This window comes from Streptosporangium sp. LJ11 (assembly GCF_051918945.1).
Taxonomy (GTDB): Bacteria; Actinomycetota; Actinomycetes; order Streptosporangiales; family Streptosporangiaceae; genus Streptosporangium.
In genome coordinates this window covers 1-1,560 of record NZ_JBPXMB010000087.1, presented here as the reverse complement: position 1 = coordinate 1,560, position 1,560 = coordinate 1, and the positions used below count along the sequence as shown (strand labels likewise).

General features: G+C 68.5%; 1 protein-coding gene. It reads left to right on the top strand.

Annotation, left to right across the window (positions count from 1 at the left end; genetic code table 11):
• Nucleotides 1-48 precede the first annotated feature (48 nt).
• Nucleotides 49-1,500, top strand: coding sequence for a family 43 glycosylhydrolase (locus tag ACTOQ3_RS43480; RefSeq protein WP_440089917.1), 1,452 nt, complete (start codon nucleotides 49-51; stop codon nucleotides 1,498-1,500).
• Nucleotides 1,501-1,560: the final 60 nt, after the last annotated feature.

The window sequence follows — 1,560 nt, the reverse complement described above, 5'->3', positions numbered from 1 at the left end:
CTCCTTCACCGTGACCTTCTCCCCTGGCCTGACAGAAGGATGACCCTGATGCCCCCACCGCACGCGCGCCGCGCCCTGGTGACCGCCCTGGCCACACTGCTCGCCATGATCGCCGGCCTGCTCTCACCGATCGCGGCCCACGCCTCGCCACCCGCCCAGTACACCAACCCCCTGGTCACCCAGCGCGCCGACCCGCACATCTTCCGCCACACCGACGGCTACTACTACCTCACCGCGACCGTCCCCGAGTACGACCGCATCGTGCTGCGCCGCGCCACCACCATCCAGGGCCTGGCCAGCGCCCCCGAGACGGTCATCTGGCGCAAACACACCAGCGGCGAGATGGGCGCCCACATCTGGGCACCAGAAATCCACTTCATCAACGGCAAGTGGTACATCTACTTCGCCGCCGGCCGGGCCGACGACATCTGGCGCATCCGCATGTACGCGCTCGAAAACTCCGCCGCCAACCCCCTGACCGGCACCTGGACCGAACGCGGCCGGATCACCACCCCCTGGGACACCTTCGCCCTGGACGCCACCACCTTCACCACCAACGGCGTGCGCTACCTGCTCTGGGCCCAGCAGGAGCCGAACATCGCCACCAACTCCAACCTCTACATCGCCCGCATGGGCGCCAACCCCTGGACCATCACCGGCGCCACCACCCGCCTGACCGTGCCCACCCTGGCGTGGGAGACCCGCGGCCACAAGGTCGCCGAGGGCCCGGCCGTGCTGCAGCGCAACGGGCGGCTCTTCCTCACCTACTCCGCCAGCGCCACCGACGCCAACTACTGCCTGGGCATGCTGACCGCCTCCGCCTCGGCCGACCCGCTCAACGCCTCCTCCTGGACCAAGAACACCAACCCCGTCTTCGCCAGCAACACCGCCACCGGCCAGTACGGCCCCGGCCACAACTCCTTCACCGTCTCCGAGGACGGCCACAGCGACATCCTCGTCTACCACGACCGCAACTACCGCGACATCACCGGCGACCCGCTGAATGACCCCAACCGCCGCACCCGCGTCCAGAAGATCTACTGGAGGGCCGACGGCACCCCCGACTTCGGCATCCCGGTCCCCGACGGCGCGACCCCCCTACGGCTGATGTCCCACGACACACCCGGCTCCGCGATACGCCACTGGGACTACCGGGCCCGCCTGGAGGCGAACGTCTCCCCGCTGGCCGACTCCCAGTTCAGGATCGTCACCGGCCTGTCCGGCTCGGGCACCGTGTCACTGGAGTCCACCAACTTCCCCGGCTACTACCTGCGACACCGCAACCACGAAGCCTGGGTCGAGCGCAACGACGGCACCACCCTGTTCAGAGCCGACGCCAGCTTCACCCGCCGCACCGGCCTCACCGGCTCCGGCACGATCTCCCTGGAATCGGTCAACTTCCCCGACTACTACCTGCGCCACCGCGCCGGCCAGGCATGGGTCGAGCAAAACGACAGCACCACCACCTTCGAAGGCAACGCCAGCTTCGTCCTCGAATGAGACCCGGACGGAGAACGCGGACATGAGAAAGAGGGGTGACGGCGACGCACCCCTCTTTCG

What these genes read in the sequence shown, in the direction of transcription:
- ACTOQ3_RS43480 (WP_440089917.1), top strand. Translation starts at nt 49, where the DNA reads ATGCCCCCACCGCACGCGCGCCGCGCCCTGGTGACCGCCCTGGCCACA.